The following is a 16288-nucleotide window of genomic DNA, read 5'->3' on the forward strand; positions in this document are numbered from 1 at the left end:
GCTAGCCGCGCGCCGCGAGCTCATCCTCGATATAGACGTTCCGGGAGGCGACCACGCCGAGCCCACCCATCGCTAGCGCGAGGACGATCAGCGCCACGAGGATGGGCACGAAGGAGCCGAGCGCGCCGTAGGCCACGCCCACCAGCAGGGGGCCCGCGGCCGCGAGCGCGTAGCCGACCGGCTGCACGAAGCCCGCCAGCCTGGCCGTGCCGAGCGCCGTGCGCGTGCGCGCCGGAAGCAGCGCGATCGCCAGCGGGAAGCACCACCCGCCGAAGCCCAGCAGCGTGCTCCACACGATCGGCGCGGCGGCCGGGGCGAGAAGGATGCCCGCGTACCCCGCCGCCGTGAGCGCCCCGAAGATGAGCACGAGCGGGGTCAGCGTCCGGGCCCGGGCGATCACCGTGGGCAGCACCAGCCCGCCGCCCGCGCCGATCAGCCCGATCAGCGCCAGCCCGGCGGCCCCGGTGGAGGCGGCGACCCCCTCGCTCGCCAGCATGGACGGCAGCCACCCCATCTGCGTGTACGCGTTCATGGACTGCAGCCCGAAGAACAGCATGAGCGCGACCGCGGTGCGCGAACGGTGCATCGCCGCCTCCGGCTGCGGCCCCGCGTCTCCCTCACCGCCAGGCTTGTCGACGCCCACCCGGCGCCACACCACGACCCACACGGCCAGCTGGGCCAGCGCGGAGACCGCCCACACCCCCAGCGCCGCCTGCCACGACGAGGTGAACAGGGCGCTGAGCGGCCCGGCCGCCGCGGACAGGGACAGCGACACCGAGTAGACGGTGGTCAAAGCGACGAGGTGGGACCCGCCGTACTGCTTGATCCACGCCGGCAGCAGCACGTTGGCCAGGGCGATCCCGCCGGCCACGCCCACGGTGGCGAGCACGAAAAGCGCGATGTGAGGGGCGAACGGGCGCAGCGCCAGGCCGGCCGCCGAGACGGCGGCGGCGCCGGCGAGGGTGGGCGACAGCCCGAGCCGGCGGGCCAGCGGCACCGCGGCCAGGCCGACGACGCAGAACATCAGCCCCGGCAGGGCCGTGACCACCCCGCCGAGGGAGGCGGGTGCCCCGTAGGCCGCGATGACGTCGTCAAGCACTGCTCCGACAGACGCCATCCCGGCGCGCAGGTTGATGGCGGCCGAAAAGACCGCGAGGAAGAGGAGGAAGGGACGCACCCAAGCAGACTAACCCGGCGCCCCTACTGCTGCACCGGCGCCCACTCCGGACCGGTCACGCCGAGCTCCGGGTCGAGCTTGGCGATGAGCGGCTTCGGCTTCGCCAGCTCCGTGCCGGGGACGACCTCGACGCGCGACCACGTGGCCTGCTGCGCCGAGTAATCGCCGGTGATGACCGGGTAGGTCTGCCCCTCATCGGGCAGGCCAACGCCGACGAGCTCGCGCCCGGCCGAGTCGGTGACCTCCTCCACGCGCGGGGCGGCCGCCCACACGCCGGTGCGGCCAAGGATCTCGTGCACCTTCTGCGCCGTGTGCGGCAGGAACGGCGTGAGCATGGCGTTGCAGTCGGAGACGACCTGCAGGGCCGTCCACAGCACGGTGGCAAGGCGCTCGCGCTGCGATTGGTCTTTCGCCAGCTTCCACGGCTCCTGCTCCGCGATGTAGGCGTTCGCCTCGCCGACGACATGCATGACCTGGGTGATGGCGTTCTTGAACTTGGCGCGGCCGAGCTCCTCGCCAGCGGAGGCGAAGGTGCGCTCCGCCAGGTCGAGGATCGCGCGGTCGGAGTCGGTGAGCTCGCCCGGCGCCGGCACCTGCCCGAAGTTCTTGTGCGCCATCGACACGGTGCGGTTGACCAGGTTGCCCCAGCCGTTGGCCAGCTCGTTATTCACGCGGCGGACGAACTCGTCCCACGTGAAGTCGGTGTCGTTGTTCTCCGGGCCGGCCACCGCGATGAAGTAGCGCAGCGGGTCCGGGCCGAACTCGGCGAGGAAGTCCTTGACGTAGATCACCACGCCCTTCGAGGAGGAGAACTTCGAGCCCGACATGGTGAGGAACTCCGAGGAGACCACCTCGGCGGGCAGGTTCAGCTCGCCGAAAGCGTGCTCCTCCCCGCCCTTCGACCCCTTGCCCGCGTAGCCGAGCAGCTCCGCCGGCCAGATCTGGGAGTGGAAGGTGATGTTGTCCTTGCCCATGAAGTAGTAGCCGCGCGTGTCCGGGTTCTGCCAGAACTCCTTCCACGCCTCCGGGTCGCCGGAGCGCTGCGCCCACTCGATCGAGGCGGAGAGGTAGCCGATCACCGCGTCGAACCACACGTAGAGCTTCTTCGAGGGGTTGTCCTCCCAGCCCTCCACCGGAATCGGGATGCCCCAGTCGATGTCGCGGGTCATCGCGCGCGGGCGCATGTCCTCCAGCAGGTTCAGCGAGAACTTCAGCACGTTGGGGCGCCAGTCCTCACGGGTTTCCAGCCAGGCCTTGAGGGCGTCGTGAAGCGAGGGAAGGTCGAGCATGAAATGCTCGGTCTCGACGAACTCCGGGGTCTCCCCGTTGATCTTGGAGACGGGGTTGATCAGGTCCGCCGGGTCGAGCTGGTTGCCGCAAGTGTCGCACTGGTCACCGCGCGCGTCGGTCGCGCCGCAGATCGGGCAGGTGCCCTCGATGTAGCGGTCCGGCAGGGTGCGCCCCGTCGACGGCGAGATCGCGCCCTGCGTCGTCTCCTTGACCATGTAGCCGTTGGCGTAGAGGCCCTTGAACAGCTCCTGCACCACCGCGTAGTGGTTGCGGGTGGTGGTGCGGGTGAACAGGTCGTAGGACAGGCCGAGGCCCGCGAGGTCCTCCACGATCTGGCGGTTGTAGCGGTCCGCCAGCTCCTTGACGGTCACGCCCTCCTTGTCCGCCTGCACGAGCAGCGGCGTGCCGTGCTCGTCGGTCCCCGAGACCATGAGGACGTTATTTCCCGCCATGCGCTGGTAGCGGGCGAAGACGTCCGAGGGAACGCCGAAGCCCGCCACGTGGCCGATGTGGCGCGGGCCGTTCGCGTACGGCCACGCCACGCAGACGAGGATGTTGGTCTCAGGAGAAGTCATGCATCCAAGCATAAGATACGCACGGCCGCTAGCCGCGCTCGCCGCCCTGGGAGCCCTCCCGGTGCAGGCGCCGCTCGTAGGCGAGCTGGCGGGCGAAGCGCTCCTGCTCCTTCATATCCAGGTAGACGGTGTCGCGGGAGACGTCGCGGATGATCGCGAACATCAACGCCACGAGGATGAAGAGGAAGGGCGTGGCCGCCACGATGGTCACGGACTGCAGGGAGCCCAGGGCGTCCTCGCCGCCGACGACGAGCAGGGTCAGGCCCACGAACGCGGTGCCGAGGCCCCAGATCGCAGCCAGCCACGGCTTGGCCTCCGTCTTGCCGCTCTGCGCCATCGACGCCATCACCGTGGAGGCGGAGTCCGCCGAGGTGATGAAGAACGTGCCCAGCAGGATCATGGCGAACACGCCCAGGACCGTGCCTCCCGGCAGGGCGTGGAGGAGGCTGAAGAGCTGCCCCTCCGCGCTGCCGTCGCCGAAGATGGAACGGCCGTGCTGCTCGAAGTTGATGGCGGTGCCGCCGAAGATGGCGAACCAGATGGTCGACAGGAGGGCCGGGACGAGCAGCACGCCGAGGCAGAACTCGCGGATCGTGCGGCCGCGGGAGATGCGGGCCAGGAAGGTGCCCACGAAGGGCGACCAGGAGATCCACCACGCCCAGTAGAAGATGGTCCAGCTGGAGAGGAACTCGCCCGCGGTGCCGTCGGCGCTCGAGGCCGTGCGCCCGGCCATGAGGAAGAACTGGTCGACGTACGCGCCCAGCGAGGTCGGCAGCAGGTTGAGCAGGTTCACGGTGGGGCCGAGGACGAACACGAAGATCGCCAACAGCGCCGCGATGACCATGTTGATGTTGGACAGCCACTGGATACCGCGGCCGACGCCCGACATCGCCGAGAGAAGGAACGCCAGGGTGAGCACGGCGATGATGCCCACGGTCAGCTGCGTCGAGGGGTTGTCCACGAAACCGGAGGCCCGCAAGCCCGAGGTGATCTGCAGCGCGCCCAAGCCGAGAGAACAGGCGGTGCCGAAGATGGTGGCGAAGATGGCCAGGCCGTCGATGACCTTACCCAGCGGGCCGGCCGCGCCGCGCTCCCCGATCAGCGGGATGAAGGCGCTGGACAGCAGCTGCTTGCGTCCCATCCGGAACGTCGAGTAGGCGATCGCCAGCCCGAGGATGGCGTAGACGGCCCAGGGGTGGAGCGTCCAGTGGAACATCGTCTGCGCCATGGAGGTTCCCACCTCGTGGTTGCTGCGCCCCGGCACGCCGTCGCGGTACATCGCCAGCGGCTCGGCCGCGCCGTAGAACATCAGGCCGATGCCCATGCCGGCGGCGAACATCATCGAGATCCACGAGGAGGTGCGGAACTCCGGCTGCTCGTCCGGCCCGCCGAGGCGGATCGTGCCGAAGCTGGAAAACGCGATGGTGATCACGAAGATGACGAAGATCGTGCCGAAGAGCACGAACGCCCACCCGAGGTTGTCGATGACCCAGCTGAAGGAGGCGTCGGCGAAGGCGGTGAAGGACTCCGCGCCCAGCAGGCCCCAGAGGACGACGCCGGCGACGATGACCACGAGCGGTGCGATGATCGCCCAGTCGATCCGCGCGTTCTCGTCCTCCGACGCCAGCTCGACGTTTTCCTTCTCGCCGGCGCGCGGGGCTTCGCCGCGGCTGTCGGCTTCAAGCAGGGAGGCGAGCTCGCTCGTCGCCGTGGCCCCGTCTGCGTTTCCTGTCGTGCCGCCGTCCTTGCGTGCGGGATCCTCGTGCGCCATCTACCTACCACTCCTTCAGCCAACGTCAATCATTCACGAGAAAGCACAAGGCAGGCTAACGCAGATTGGCAGGTTTTACGAACCAGAGCTCCTGGCGGCCAGGGCGGCGTCGTAGAGCTCGCCCGTCTTCACCCCGTGCGCGCGGGCGACCTCCTTGACCGCGTCCTTGAGCCTCTCACCTGCGGAGACGCGCTCCAGGACCAGGCCGACCAGGTCACCCGGCTGCGCCGCCGGGCCCTCTCCCCCTTCGATGACGACGGTGATCTCGCCGCGCAGCCCCTCGGCGGCCCACTCAGCCAGCGCGGCGAGCGTGCCGCGCCGGACCTCCTCGTAGGTCTTGGTCAGCTCCCGGCACACCGCCGCGCGCCGCTCGCCGCCCAGCACGTCCGCGGCCTCGGCGAGCGTGCCGGCGATGCGGTGCGGGGACTCGAAGAAGCACACGGCGCGCGGCTGGCCCACCAGCGACTCCAGCCACGCCCGGCGCGCCCCGGCCTTGCGCGGCGCGAAGCCGTCGAAGATGAAGTGGCCGACGCTGAGCCCGGACAGCGCCAGCGCCGTGGTCACCGCCGAGGGCCCGGGCAGGCAGGTCACCGGCACCCCGGCGTCGTGGGCGGCGGTCACGAGGGCATGGCCGGGGTCGGAGACGAGCGGCATCCCGGCGTCGGAGACGACGAGCACGACGCCGCGGCGCGCCTCCGCAACGAGCTCCGCGACGCGCCGGTCCTCGTTGTGGTCGAAGTTGGAGACCACCCGGCCAGCGATCTCTACTCCGAGCGCCGCGGCGAGGTTGCGCACCCGGCGGGTGTCCTCTGCGGCGACGACGTCCGCGCGGCGCAGCGCCTCGCTCAGGCGCGGCGAGGCGTCGCCCACGTTGCCGAGGGGCGTCGCCGCCACAACGATTCCGGATGCGGGCAGCCAGGGTTCGATCGCGCTCATGTCTCCCAAGCATTCCACACCGGCCCACTAGTATCCGAGGGGTGATCACAACCCCCCGGTTCCGCCGCCCCTCGCCCGCCGCCCCGNCATCTTTGTTTTACGTACGCGCCAACCCCCGGTGTTAAGAAGAAGCAGTCCGTCGGCAGCGTCAGTTGTCTATTAGAGACAGCCGCAGACCACCCCCTGGTCCAAGCGGGACACCCAGGCTCTCCTCGGCGTCACGGCCGCCGCGCTGTTCACCCGCTTCCTCGGCCTGACCCTGCCCACGGCGGGGGGCACGCCGATCTTCGACGAGAAGCACTACGTGCCCCAGGCCTGGGACATGGTCCGCTCCTGGGTGAACCCGGTGCTCGGCGGCATCGAGTCGAACCCCGGCTACGGGCTGGTGGTGCACCCGCCGCTGGGCAAGCAGCTGCTCGCGGTGGGCGAGGCGCTCTTCGGCTACACGCCGCTGGGGTGGCGCGTGATGACAGCACTGTTCGGCGCCGCCGTCATCTCGTTCATCTTCCTGCTCACCCGCCGGCTGACCCAGTCAACCGCACTCGCGCTCGTCGCCGGGGTCATCGCAGTGTGCGACGGCGTTCTCCTCGTCGCTGCGAAGTTCGGCATGCTGGACATCTTCCAGGTGCTCTTCGTCGTCGCCGCGGCGTGGACGCTGGCCGGGGACATGCGCGAGGTCCACGGCCGCTTCCACGACGCCCGGCTCGCCGGGCTCATCACGCCGGGCGAGCCGCTCGGCCCGCGCCTCGGTTTCCGCTGGTGGCGCTTCGCCACCGGGGTGCTGCTCGGGCTATCGCTGTCCGTGAAGTGGTCGGGGCTGTACTACATCGCCTTCTTCGGCCTGCTCAGCGCCTTCTGGGACCTGTGGCTGCGCCGCCGCTACGGCGTGCGCTCGCCGTTCGCGGGGGCAGTGCTTCGCGACGTCCCCCTGGCGCTCGCCTCGCTCGTCGCTCTGCCCGCCGCCATCTACGCCTGGTCGTGGCGGGCCTGGTTCGCCTCCGAGACGTCGGTGTACCGCCACGCGGTCTCCGACGGCACCGTCGCCGACAGCGCCTGGCCGTGGCTCGCCCGCCTGCCCGAGTCCCTCGGTGGGTGGCTGTACTACCACTTCTCGGTGCTGGAGTTCCACGGCTCTTTGACGTCGTCAAGCGGGCACTCCCACCCCTGGGACTCGAAGCCGTGGGCGTGGCTCGTGGCGGCGCGGCCGATCCTCTACTACTCGGCGACGGACCTCGACTGCGGCGCCCTCTCCCCCTGCCGCGAGATGATCTACCTCTTCGGCACCCCGGCGATCTGGTGGCTGACGGTGCCCGTGCTCGCATGGGCGGCGTGGGCCTGGCTGACCCGGCGCGACACGCGCGTCATCGTCCCGCTCGTCGCCTTCGCCGCGGGGTTCGTGCCCTGGCTCGCGGCCTTCGACCGGCAGATGTACTTCTTCTACGCCACCGCGCTCGTGCCCTTCACCATCGTCCTGCTGGCGATCGCCCTGGGCCGCCTCGCGCAACGCGGCGCGCCGCTGCGCCCGGGCCCGGTGAGGAGGCTGGCCGGCTACCCCATCACGACGGGGCAGGCCGCCGCCGTGGTCTACCTGGCCGTGGTGGTGGGGATGTTCCTCTATTGGTCGCCCATCCTCTACGGGATGCGCATCCCGGAGGGCTACTACCAGTCGCTCATGTGGCTGCCCAGCTGGACGTAACCGCCGGGCATTTTACTAGGCCGGGTCGGCGCTGAGCAGGCGCCAGGCCCGGCGCACGTCGGCGCCCTTGTCGATAGCCCACGTCGCCACCAGCGCCACGAAGCTGAACAGCAGGATGAGCAGGGGGCCGAGCACCCCGTTGGCCGAGTCGACCAGGATGTCGCGCACCGCGAAGCCGAGGGTGAAGGTGAACATCGTGCCCACGATGAGCAGGATCCCGGGGATCTGGCCCGGCTTCCACGCGGCGAAGGCGAGCGCCGACGCCACGCCGAGGCGCACCGCGGTCTCGGTGGCGGGGTCCGCGGTGACGATGAAGCGGATCGCCCACGCCGCCCAGACGCACGCCATGAAGACGAGGCCCACCCGGGCCAGCGCGAGGGCGAGGGCGCGGCGCTGCGCGAAGCGGCGCCACTGCCCCTCCACCCCGGCGAGGATGACCTCGGAGAGATCCGGCGGCGGCGCCATGCCACCCCCGACCTCCGCCAGGCCCAGGTTCCGGGACAGGGACAGCAGCCTGTCCCAGTAGGCGCGGCACTGCTCGCACTGCTGAAGGTGGGCGTCGACGACGGCGTCGTCAAGCCCCGTGCTCTCCCCGTCGAGGCGAGCCGACAGCGCCGCCTGGACCTCCTCGTGGCTAAGCACGGGTCAGCGCCTTGTCCAGGCTCGCCCGGCCGGAGCCGAAGACCACGACGATGAACAGCGCCGCGGCGAGCACCGCGGGGTACTCCACGCCGCCGGTCTCCACGAAAAAGCCCTGGCTGAGGTGAATGAAGTAGCCGGCCGCGATGACGAGCAGCGCGAGCACGCTCGCGACGAGGGTGGTCAGCAACCCGATGATGAGCAGCGAGCCGCCGATGAGCTCCACGGACCCGGCGAGGTAGGCGGACAGGCCCGGCTGAGGAACGCCGGCGGCGGCGAGGTCGCGGGAGGTCTGCGCCATCCCGGTGTCGAACCACGCGCGGTAGCCGCGTGCCACGAAAACCGCTCCGGTGACTATGCGCAGCACAAGAAGCGCGAAATCGCGAACCGCGGGCCTGTTCATGCGTGTAACACTACCTGGGGAACCACTTCGCCGAAACACCAGTCTAAGGAGACATGAGCTTATCGACAGGCCCCGTGGTGGGCGACGACGGACGGGCGCGGCCGCCGTGGGCGGCGCGCGACGCGCTGCTGCGCGAGTACTACGACACCGAGTGGGGCATGCCCGTGCGCGACGAGCGCGGCATGTTCGAGCGGGTCTGCCTCGAGGGCTTCCAGGTCGGGCTCTCGTGGCGCCTCATCCTGCAGCGGCGCGAGGCGCTACGCGCGGCCTTCCACGGCTTCGACCCCGACGAGGTCGCGCGCATGGAGGGCGTCGAGCACCTGCTTGACGACGCCACACTGATCCGCAACCCCCGCAAGCTCGCCGCGGTGCTGACCAACGCGCGGGCCACGGTGGCGCTGCGGGAGGAGGGCACCCACCTGGGCGAGCTGGTCTGGTCGCACCAGCCGGCGACGACACCCGCGCCCCGGACCATGGAGGAGGTTCCCACGCAGTCTCCGGAGTCGGTGGCGCTGGCGGCGGACCTGAAGCGCCGCGGCTTCACCTTCGTCGGCCCGGTGACAATGTACGCCCTGATGGAGTCGACGGGGGTAGTGGACACGAATCTTGTGGGGACATGGAAACGAGGTTTGTCAAAAGTGTGGCAGGAGTCACCTTAGCCGTGCATTCTGTATAGGATCACTTAATCAATACGCCCCCATCGAAAGGAAGACCCTCTCATGCACGTCGGCGCAGCCATCGCCCATACCCTCGAGGAGCTCGGAGTCCCTCGCGTCTACACGGTGCCCGGGGAGAGCTTCCTCTCCGTCCTGGACGGGCTCTACGACACCGGCATCGACAACATCGTCTGCCGGCACGAGGGCGGCGCCGCCTTCGCCGCGGAGGCCCACGGCAAGGCCACCGGCAAGGCCGGGGTGGCCATGGTCACCCGCGGCCCCGGCGCCGCCAACGCCAAGATCGGTGTCTACACCGCCTGGCAGGACGAGACCCCGATGGTGCTGTTCATCGGGCTCATCCCCACCTCCGACCGCTATCGCGATTCTTTCCAGGAGTTCGACCCGGTGGGCTGGTTCGGCGAAATCACCAAGGGCGTGTTCGTCATCGACGACCCCTCGCGCGCCAGCCGCATCGTCACCAACGCCTTCCACCTCGCGGAGTCCGGCCAGCGCGGCCCCGTCGTCGTCGGCCTGCCGGAGGACATCATCGAGCTGCCCTTCGACGGCGACCTCGCCCACGCGCTGGCCACGCCGCACGGCGCCGTCTCCACCAAGGACCTCGAGGTCGTGGCCCGGGCGCTGGAGCAGTCGGAAAAGCCCCTCATCCTCGAAGGCGGGCAGGGCTGGACCCAGAAGGCCTGCGACACCGTCCAGGCCTTCGCCGAGAAGCACCAGATCCCCGTCCTGGGCGACATGCGCGCCTCCGACCGCATCTCCTTCGACTCCCCCGCCAACGCCGGCTGGCTGGGCACCGCGCGCAGCGAGGACGCCGCGCGCCTGCTGGAGGCGGCGGACCTGGTCATCTCGCTGGGCTCCAAGCTCAGCGACAAGCCGACCGACAACTTCACTCTGCGCCAGGGCACGGAGTCCACGAACATCGTCGTCACCGCCGACGCGAGCCTCAAGGGCCACTCGGGCGCCGTCCGCCACCACGTGCTGGCCGACCCGGCCGCCTTCGCCGAGACGCTCGAACACCTCCCCCTCGGCCAAACCCCCGACACCAGCGAGTGGTTCAACGCGGCGCGCGCGAACCACGTCAGCTTTTCCACCATCCCGGACAAAAAGGAGCGCTTCGAGGGCCTGCCGGCCGGCACCGTCGACTTCCACCACGTCATGGAGGCCGTCACTTCCCGGCTGCCGGACAACGCCGTGTCCACCTTCGGCGCCGGCAACCACTGTGCGTGGCCCCAGCGCTACTTCCCCACCCGCTCCTACCCCTCCATGCTGGCCACCCGCCTCGGCGCGATGGGCTACAGCGTCGCCGCGGCCATCGCCGCCAAGCTGGCACTGCCCGAGCGCACCGTGGTCGCCTTCACCGGCGACGGCGAGCTGCTCATGAACGGCCAGGAGCTGGTCACCGCCGTGCGCTACAACACCCCGATGCTCGTCGTGCTGCTGGACAACCAGGAGTACGGCACGATCCGCGAGCACCAGGAGAAGAAGTACCCCGGGCGCGTCTCCGGCACCCAGCTGGTCAACCCCGACTTCTCCGTGTGGGCGCAGTCGATGGGCGCCTGGGCCGAGACGATCCGCGAGGACGACGCGGTCGACGGCGCCGTGGAGCGCGCCTTCGAGGCCCTCGGGCGCGGCGAGGTCGCGCTGCTGCACGTGGTGATCGACCAGGGCTTCGCCACCCCGGAGCCGACGGTCTGAGCCCGCTCGGCGCGGTTTAGTCGCAGTCCATCTCCGCGAAGGCCTCCTCGACCGAGTCGTGCTCCTCGCGCGACTCTTCCCACACCTCCCGGAAGGCGGAGAAGTTCACCAGGGCGATGACGAGCCCGGCGGCGATGTCGAACCAGGCGGTCGGCCAGGCGAGAGTGGCCAGGCCCGCCGCGATGATGAGAATGTTCGCCAGGGCGTCGTTGCGCGCGGCGAGCCACGCGCCCGTCGCCAGCGAGGAGTCGGCGCCGCGGACCCGGTGCAGGATTGCCGCGCAGATGAGGTTGACCACCAGCGCGCCGACGGCGGTTCCCGTGAGCCCCTCGGCCGAGGGCGGCACCGGCTGCAGGATCTTGAGCACCACGGTGACCAGCGCCGCCACCGCGGGAATGAGAATGAGGAAGGCCAGCACGCCGCCCATGACGCGGCGGCGCGGCGCGCTCATCGCCACGGCGAAGAACACGAGCAGGTTGATCGCGGTGTCCTCGAGAAAATCGGCGGAGTCCGCGAAGAGAGAGGCGGACCCGATGGCCACCGCCGCCGCGAACTCGACGAAGAAGTACAGCAGGTTGAGCAGCGCGACGATGAGCACGGCGCGACGCAGTCTCGAAGTAGTCACGGGGGATACTGTACACCCGAGCTCACCCCCGACCCCCGGGAAAAAAATTGTGGAGCTAAGGGGAATCGAACCCCTGACCTTCGCATTGCGAACGCGACGCTCTACCAACTGAGCTATAGCCCCTGCGGACCCCCTCGACACTACTCCCCCACTGCCGGAACGTTAAACTGGCTGGTCAGGGGGAATTTAGCTGGCGCGCAGCGTCTCCGCCTCGCGGTAGTAGGCCGGCAGCTCGTCGAAATCGGGGCTTTCGTCGTCCATCTCCACGATCACGGCACCGGGGCGCCGCCTCACCGACCCGCTTTCCGACGACACCACGCCCAGCCGTGCGCGCCGCAGCTGTCGCACCCGGCGGGCGTGCAGGGCCCGCTCCTGGCGGACCACCTTGCGCAGTGTGACCATGAACCACACGGTCAGGGCGATGGTCAGGGCGGGCAGCACCCAGGCCCAGCCGCCCGCGACGAATGCGGCGACGACAGCCACCACGTCCGCGATGATGAGCCCGAGCAGCGTGCGCTGCCGGCGCTGGAAGCGGTCCGCGCGGGATGCCTTCTCCCGCTCCGGGTCCCAGCCGCCACGGCCCTTGCGGGAGCGGGCGAACTCGATCTCCTCCTCCGTCAGGTCCTCGGACTCCTCGGACTCCACGGACTCCTCAGTCTCTTCATGCTCTGCCGTCGTGGCGGGCTCGATGTTCCGCACCGGCTCGGAAGGCTCGGCGTAGCCGTAGTCGGCGGGCGAGACGTACGTTTCGTCGATCTCGTAGGGCTGGTCGGCCTCCTCCGCGGGCTCGGCGTCCTCTCGGTCCTCGTCGTTCCCGGCCTCGTCGAGGGACTCGGTGTCCTCCTCAGCGGACTCCTCGACGGGCTCTTCCTCCGGCGCCACGACAACCTCACCCTCGACGGTGCTGTCGCGGTCGTCCGCGTCCTTCTTGTCCTCCTCGACGAGCAGCGACACGGCCGTCGACCCGGCCTCCGCCTCGACAACCTCGTAGGGCTCCTCCTCGTCGAAGCGGTGCACGTCGGCGGGCGTCAGGCGGGGCCGCCGGCGGCCCTCGACGGGCGCGGTGCCGCCCGCGTGGAGCACGCGGGTCTCCTCGTAGCCCTCACCCGACCTGCGGATGGGCTTGTTGTTTCCCATCACCATCGGCGCGAGGACGATCACCCACACCACGATGATCAGGACGATGATCAGGCTGAGGCTGCCCATGGGCTCGCCACCTTTCTGCGGAGCTGCGAAACGGGGGAATCAGTGCTTCAGGCTATCGGCCCCCGCCCGCGAGCTCTGTCAGGCACGCCGAACGCGACCCGAGGAGACAAGCCTGTCGACGGCCAATCCGCCGCCCTCGTCCGCGTTGAGCGCGACGAAGTGGTGGTCGCGCCACTGCCCGTCGATGTGCAGGTTGCGACGCAGGTAGCCCTCCTCCCGGTAGCCGTTGGTGGCGAGCACCCTGCCGGAGGCGGGGTTGCCGGGGAGGAAGGTGGCGGTGACGCGGTGCAACCCGACGCGGGCGAAGGCGTGGTCGGTGCCGAGGGCGCAGGCGGCCGTTGCGACGCCGCGGCCCATGAAGGCGGAGTGGACCCAGTAGCCGATCCAGCACTCGCTGACCGCCCCGTGCTGGATGTTGCCCAGGGTGACCTGGCCGGCGAAGCCCCCGTCGACCTCGATGGCCAGCGGCACGACGACGCCCTCGAGGGCCATGCGGTGGAGGTTCGCCCAGTTGTTGCGCCAGGCGGCGGGGCTGTGGGCGGAGGCCCACGTGCCCGCCACCGTCGGCTCGACGGGTTTGAGCCAGGCCTCGTCGAGCACGCGCATCTCGCCCCAGCGCCGGCCGTCCCGGCCGCGCAGGGGGCGCAGGCGCAGCTGCGTGCCGTCGGGAAGTGCGAGCGCGGGCGTCGACTCGGGCCACCCCGGGTGGTAGGGGCTGGAGAATAGTCGCAGCATCGGCCCGCTAGCCGCGCTGCTGGAGGAAAACGACGTCCACGATGTCGCCCGGCCGGATGTCGGTGACGTCCTCGGGGATCTCAATCATCGCGTTCGCGTCGGCGAACCCCGCGAGGAGGTGGGCCGCCCCGCCGGAGGCGCCGCCGAGGCTCTCCACCAGGTAGTCGCCCGTCTCCGCGTCGCGCATCAGGCGCGCGCGGACGAAGCCGCGGCGGCCCGGGATGGACTGGATCGGCCCGAGGGAGCGGGCGTGGACGGCGCGGCGGCGCGGGGCCTGCTTGCCCAGCGAGCTGCGGATCGCGGGGCGGATGAGCGTCTCGAAGACGACGAGCGCGCTGACCGGGTTGGAGGGCAGCAGGAAGGCGGGGATGCGCTCCTCCCCGATGAGCCCGAAGCCCTGCACGGAGCCGGGGTGCATGGCCACGCGGGTCGTGTCGATCTCGCCGAGCTCTCCGAGCACCTGCTGGATCGCCTCGGCGCCGCTGCCCCCGACAGCGCCGGTGATGATCACCATCTCGCTGCGCGCCGCCTGGTTGGCGATGGTCTCCTTCAGCCGGCGGGGCTCGGCGTTGATGATGCCGACGCGCTGCGCGTCCGCCCCGGCCTCGCGCGCGGCGGCCGCCAGGGCGTAGGAGTTGACGTCGTAAATCTGCCCCAGGCCGGGGTTCCGGCCAATGTCGACGAGCTCGAGACCGTAGGACATCACCGCGACGCGCGGGCGGGGGTAAACCAGCACCTTGTCCCGTCCGGCCGCGGCGAGCAGCCCGACCTGCGCGGGACCGAGGACCGCGCCGGAGCGCACGGCGACGTCCCCGGGCTGGATGTCGTCGCCCTCCTTGCGCACGAATTCCCCCGTGTGCACGGCGCGGCGGGCGGTGACGCGCTTGCGGCCGCGGTCCGTCCACTCGAGCGGGAGGACGGCGTCGGCGAGCGTGGGCAGCGGGGCGCCGGTGGCCACGCGGACCGCCTGGCGGGGCTGCAGGCGCAGCGGCCTCTGCGATCCGGCGGGGACCTCCCCCACGACGGGCAGGGAGGCCTCGACCTCGCCGCCGCGGGCGCCGAGGGCTACTCCCCCGCCCACGTCCACAGCGCGCACGGCGTAGCCGTCCACCGCGGCCTGGGCGAAGCCGGGAAGCGAACGGGTCGCCGTGACCTCCTCGGCGCACATCAGCCCGAGGGCGTCCGCGATGCCCACGCGGATCGGCTCCGGGGTGGGGGCTGCATCGACCACCATCGCCAACTGGTCCTCAACGCTGCGCATGTTCCGGATGCAACCCCTTTCTGCTTCAGTCCACCGGGAGCGTGGCTAACGGTTCTCGGCCTCGAAATCGGCCATGATCTGCTTCAGCGCCGTGTACAGTGCGGGGCCGTACTTCGGGTGGCGCAACCCGAAATCAACGTTGGCCGGGATGTAGCCGCCCGGGTTACCCAAATCGTGGCGCTTGCCCTCGTGCACCACCACGTGCACCGGGTGGCCCTCCTGGATCATCAGCTCGATGGCGTCGGTAAGCTGCAGCTCCCCGCCCTTACCCGGGGTGATGCGCCGCAGCGCGTCGAAGATGCCCCGATCCAGCAGGTAGCGGCCCGTGGCCACCAGTGTGGACGGCGCCTCCTCCGGAGCCGGCTTCTCCACCATGCCGCGCACCCGCTTGACCTCGAAGCCGTCGAAATCGATGTCAAGCTCCTCAACGTCGAAGACCCCGTAGTTGAACACCTCCTCGCGCGTGACGTTGAAGGCGCACAGCACAGACCCCCCGAGACGCTCGCGCACCTGCACCATCTTCTTCATCACCCCCGCGGGCAGCACCAGGTCGTCCGGCAGCATGACCGCCACAACATCCTCGCCGTCACCGAGGGCGCTTTCCGCGCACCCGACGGCGTGGCCCAGACCCAGCGGCTGCTCCTGCTCCACCGCCACGGCCTCAATCAGGCCCGCTGCACGCGAGACCTTCTCCACCTGCTCGGTCTTGCCCCGCGCCGACAGCGTCTCGCAGAGCTGCTCGAAAGTGCCGAAGTGGCGCATGATCTCCTGCTTCTCCGGTGCAGTGACGATTACCAGCTGCTCCGCCCCCAGCTGGGCAGCCTCCTCCGCGATCAGCTCGATGCCCGGGGTGTCCACCACCGGCAGCAGCTCCTTGGGGACCGTCTTCGTCGCCGGCAAAAACCTCGTGCCCATGCCCGCAGCGGGCACGACAACCGTCTTGACGCCCCGCAGCGCGCCGTCGTTGGAATTCTGCATAATTGCCGAGCTTACCCGCCGCACCCCGCCAAACCATGCTTTGACGCCTATGGGAATATGGGGACATGGACGCCAAGCAGGAGACCCGGCAGACCCGCATCGCTTATCGACGCCACCTCCGCGCCAACCCCGACCTCAAGGCGCGGCTCGACCGCGCCCTCACCGACAACGTGCTCGCGCTGCTCGCCGAGCTCGGGGCCCACGGCAGCGTCGCCGCCTACGAGCCGCTGCCCTCCGAACCCGGCGGCGCGTCCCTCCTCCCCGCCCTGGGCCGGGCGTGCCGCACGGTGCTTCTCCCTGTCACGCTCCCCGACGGCATCCTCGCCTGGACCCCCACCACCGCGCTCGCGCAGCGCGACACCTCGAGTGTTCTGGGCTCCTGCGATGTGGTGCTGGCGCCGGGGTTGGCCGTCGACAAGCGCGGGATGCGCCTCGGCAAGGGCGGGGGCTACTACGACCGCGCCCTGGCGGGCCTCGACGTCTCGGTGGCCGCGCTGCTCTACGACGACGACCTGCTCGACGAGGTGCCGCACGAGCCGCACGACGTCCCCGTCGGCATGGTCGTCACCCCGAGCGGGATTTTCCGTCCGGAGGGGAACCGGGGCGGCGCCGGTGCAGTCTAAGGGG

Annotated in this window: 14 protein-coding genes, 1 tRNA gene and 1 pseudogene; 4 read left to right on the plus strand and 12 right to left on the minus strand. The window is 70.3% G+C overall.

Going from position 1 to position 16288, the window contains the following annotated elements; translation table 11 throughout:
* Position 1: 1 nt before the first annotated feature.
* The 4 genes from DYZ02_RS03650 to rsmI form a co-directional block, all read right to left on the minus strand.
* On the minus strand, positions 2 to 1177 hold the full coding sequence (locus DYZ02_RS03650) for an MFS transporter (protein WP_115685026.1): 1176 nt from the start codon (positions 1175 to 1177) through the stop codon (positions 2 to 4).
* A gap of 23 nt (positions 1178 to 1200) precedes the next feature.
* On the minus strand, positions 1201 to 3042 hold the full coding sequence (gene metG, locus DYZ02_RS03655; protein WP_115685027.1) for a methionine--tRNA ligase: 1842 nt from the start codon (positions 3040 to 3042) through the stop codon (positions 1201 to 1203).
* Between the two features lie 28 nt (positions 3043 to 3070).
* Positions 3071 to 4813, minus strand: coding sequence for a BCCT family transporter (locus DYZ02_RS03660; protein WP_115685028.1), 1743 nt, complete (start codon positions 4811 to 4813; stop codon positions 3071 to 3073).
* Between the two features lie 75 nt (positions 4814 to 4888).
* Positions 4889 to 5749: a 16S rRNA (cytidine(1402)-2'-O)-methyltransferase gene (gene rsmI, locus DYZ02_RS03665; protein ID WP_115685029.1), complete on the minus strand. Its 861-nt coding sequence runs from the start codon at positions 5747 to 5749 to the stop codon at positions 4889 to 4891.
* Between the two features lie 169 nt (positions 5750 to 5918).
* Between rsmI and DYZ02_RS03670 the strand changes: the two are divergent.
* Positions 5919 to 7445 (plus strand): annotated as a pseudogene (locus DYZ02_RS03670) (dolichyl-phosphate-mannose--protein mannosyltransferase); the annotation flags it as partial.
* A gap of 15 nt (positions 7446 to 7460) precedes the next feature.
* On the opposite strand, the gene DYZ02_RS03675 reads toward DYZ02_RS03670, so the two are convergent.
* Both DYZ02_RS03675 and DYZ02_RS03680 read right to left on the minus strand, forming a co-directional pair.
* On the minus strand, positions 7461 to 8087 hold the full coding sequence (locus DYZ02_RS03675; RefSeq protein ID WP_115685030.1) for a zf-HC2 domain-containing protein: 627 nt from the start codon (positions 8085 to 8087) through the stop codon (positions 7461 to 7463).
* Positions 8080 to 8487, minus strand: a complete 408-nt coding sequence (locus DYZ02_RS03680; RefSeq protein ID WP_115685031.1) for a DoxX family protein — start codon at positions 8485 to 8487, stop codon at positions 8080 to 8082. The genes DYZ02_RS03675 and DYZ02_RS03680 overlap by 8 nt, the downstream gene beginning before the upstream one ends.
* 53 nt (positions 8488 to 8540) lie before the next feature.
* Here DYZ02_RS03680 and DYZ02_RS03685 point away from each other — a divergent pair, with 53 nt between their 5' ends.
* Entirely contained in the window at positions 8541 to 9146 is a 606-nt protein-coding gene (locus tag DYZ02_RS03685) for a DNA-3-methyladenine glycosylase I (RefSeq protein ID WP_115685032.1), read from the plus strand.
* Between the two features lie 60 nt (positions 9147 to 9206).
* Positions 9207 to 10856, plus strand: coding sequence for a thiamine pyrophosphate-dependent enzyme (locus tag DYZ02_RS03690; RefSeq protein WP_115685033.1), 1650 nt, complete (start codon positions 9207 to 9209; stop codon positions 10854 to 10856).
* A 16-nt stretch (positions 10857 to 10872) separates the two neighbouring features.
* On the opposite strand, the gene DYZ02_RS03695 is transcribed toward DYZ02_RS03690, so the two are convergent.
* From DYZ02_RS03695 to DYZ02_RS03720, 6 genes are all read right to left on the minus strand, one after another.
* On the minus strand, positions 10873 to 11481 hold the full coding sequence (locus tag DYZ02_RS03695; protein WP_181896884.1) for a cation efflux transmembrane domain-containing protein: 609 nt from the start codon (positions 11479 to 11481) through the stop codon (positions 10873 to 10875).
* A gap of 50 nt (positions 11482 to 11531) precedes the next feature.
* A tRNA-Ala gene (locus tag DYZ02_RS03700) sits at positions 11532 to 11604 on the minus strand.
* Between the two features lie 63 nt (positions 11605 to 11667).
* The gene (gene sepX / locus DYZ02_RS03705; protein ID WP_115685035.1) at positions 11668 to 12687 is read right to left on the minus strand and encodes a divisome protein SepX/GlpR; all 1020 of its coding nucleotides are present in this window, start codon (positions 12685 to 12687) and stop codon (positions 11668 to 11670) included.
* 78 nt (positions 12688 to 12765) lie between these two features.
* Positions 12766 to 13422 (minus strand): GNAT family N-acetyltransferase, encoded by a 657-nt coding sequence (locus DYZ02_RS03710; protein WP_115685036.1) that lies wholly within the window; start codon positions 13420 to 13422, stop codon positions 12766 to 12768.
* Between the two features lie 7 nt (positions 13423 to 13429).
* A complete protein-coding gene (glp, locus tag DYZ02_RS03715) occupies positions 13430 to 14683 on the minus strand; it encodes a molybdotransferase-like divisome protein Glp (RefSeq protein ID WP_115685037.1) in 1254 nt (417 codons plus the stop codon).
* A gap of 45 nt (positions 14684 to 14728) precedes the next feature.
* On the minus strand, positions 14729 to 15661 hold the full coding sequence (locus DYZ02_RS03720) for a UTP--glucose-1-phosphate uridylyltransferase (protein WP_115685038.1): 933 nt from the start codon (positions 15659 to 15661) through the stop codon (positions 14729 to 14731).
* Between the two features lie 65 nt (positions 15662 to 15726).
* Between DYZ02_RS03720 and DYZ02_RS03725 the strand changes: the two genes are divergently transcribed.
* Positions 15727 to 16284 carry a 5-formyltetrahydrofolate cyclo-ligase gene (locus tag DYZ02_RS03725; RefSeq protein WP_115685039.1) on the plus strand — a complete coding sequence of 186 codons (558 nt, stop codon included), beginning with the start codon at positions 15727 to 15729 and terminating at the stop codon, positions 16282 to 16284.
* Positions 16285 to 16288: the final 4 nt, after the last annotated feature.

It is taken from the genome of Corynebacterium senegalense (assembly GCF_900411315.1).
In the GTDB taxonomy this organism is placed as follows: domain Bacteria; phylum Actinomycetota; class Actinomycetes; order Mycobacteriales; family Mycobacteriaceae; genus Corynebacterium; species Corynebacterium senegalense.

Coding starts and splice junctions, on each gene's coding strand:
- metG (WP_115685027.1), bottom strand. CDS start 3,042: ATGACTTCTCCTGAGACCAACATCCTCGTCTGCGTGGCGTGGCCGTAC.
- DYZ02_RS03660 (WP_115685028.1), bottom strand. CDS start 4,813: ATGGCGCACGAGGATCCCGCACGCAAGGACGGCGGCACGACAGGAAAC.
- rsmI (WP_115685029.1), bottom strand. CDS start 5,749: ATGAGCGCGATCGAACCCTGGCTGCCCGCATCCGGAATCGTTGTGGCG.
- DYZ02_RS03680 (WP_115685031.1), bottom strand. CDS start 8,487: ATGAACAGGCCCGCGGTTCGCGATTTCGCGCTTCTTGTGCTGCGCATA.
- DYZ02_RS03685 (WP_115685032.1), top strand. CDS start 8,541: ATGAGCTTATCGACAGGCCCCGTGGTGGGCGACGACGGACGGGCGCGG.
- DYZ02_RS03690 (WP_115685033.1), top strand. CDS start 9,207: ATGCACGTCGGCGCAGCCATCGCCCATACCCTCGAGGAGCTCGGAGTC.
- sepX (WP_115685035.1), bottom strand. CDS start 12,687: ATGGGCAGCCTCAGCCTGATCATCGTCCTGATCATCGTGGTGTGGGTG.
- DYZ02_RS03710 (WP_115685036.1), bottom strand. CDS start 13,422: ATGCTGCGACTATTCTCCAGCCCCTACCACCCGGGGTGGCCCGAGTCG.
- glp (WP_115685037.1), bottom strand. CDS start 14,683: ATGCGCAGCGTTGAGGACCAGTTGGCGATGGTGGTCGATGCAGCCCCC.
- DYZ02_RS03720 (WP_115685038.1), bottom strand. CDS start 15,661: ATGCAGAATTCCAACGACGGCGCGCTGCGGGGCGTCAAGACGGTTGTC.
- DYZ02_RS03725 (WP_115685039.1), top strand. CDS start 15,727: ATGGACGCCAAGCAGGAGACCCGGCAGACCCGCATCGCTTATCGACGC.